The organism is Neobacillus drentensis, from assembly GCF_036966985.1.
GTDB lineage: Bacteria > Bacillota > Bacilli > Bacillales > Cytobacillaceae > Neobacillus > Neobacillus drentensis_E.
Window position 1 is genome coordinate 5003 of the sequence record NZ_JBALSN010000614.1, and the last position, 974, is coordinate 5976.

Sequence of the window (974 nt, forward strand, 5' to 3'; positions counted from 1 at the left end):
ACACAATCATCCCTGCACTCGCAAAAGCCCAGCGATTTCCAACCAAATGTGAAATTCCTCCGCCTAACAAGGGACCAAGGATACTCCCTGAAGCGGACGCTGACGAAATAAGGGAAAGTGCATAGCCCACCTTGTTACCAGGTGTATTAGTACCAATCAAAGCAATAGCACCTGGGATGAAACCACTTAATAATCCCTGCAAGATTCGTAGAACTAATATCTGATAAGGATTGGTGACAAAGGCCATTAACGTATAGATGACAAAGAGGACAAATCCGGCCCGAATAATCATCGGTTTCCGTCCATATTTATCAGCCATCCTGCCCCAAAACGGTGAGGCGATTGCCCCTGAAAAGAAGGCTGCACTAAATAACAATCCCGACCACAATTCCGTATGTTCATGTACACCAATTTGTAAAAGGAAAATTGGCAAAAAAGGAATGACCATGGAAAAGCTTGCTGCTGTAAAAAAGACACCGATCCAAAGCACCCACAAATTACGTTTCCAGTTTAGCATGCTGCTCCATCTCCCATGGCTTAATTGTATTTTTATCCATTGTTAATATCGTCTATAATAACATACTAGTCAATTATTTTCATTTCCGAAATATTCGTAATCAGAAATTTTACCCCAAAAATATACATGTAGATTCTGCCTACAAAACAAATAACCATCCAAATGAATGGATGGTTTCTGATACGTTACCTATTAAAGCGTTTTTTCATTCCCAGAATTTTTCCTTGCAAAATGAACAAGGAATGTTCCCGAGAACACAGCAATTAAGATAGAAAAGAAGACAAATTCATCTAATTGGTACCCAAATGCAGAGATAATCATTTTAATAGCTATAATGGCTATTAAAATAAAGGCCGTGATTTCAACTTCAGGAACTTTTTCAATTAATACCAAGAATAGTTGGGCTACCCCTCGCATCATTAAGATCCCAATCACACCGCCAATAAATAGGACCCCC

Annotated in this window: 2 protein-coding genes; both read right to left on the reverse strand. The window is 39.2% G+C overall.

Annotated features, from left to right (window positions below):
- The coding region (locus V7659_RS29110) for an MFS transporter (protein ID WP_335543528.1) at window positions 1-517 on the reverse strand (517 nt) is incomplete at its 3' end.
- Between the two features lie 192 nt (window positions 518-709).
- The coding region (locus V7659_RS29115; RefSeq protein WP_420491785.1) for a TerC family protein at window positions 710-974 on the reverse strand (265 nt) is incomplete at its 5' end.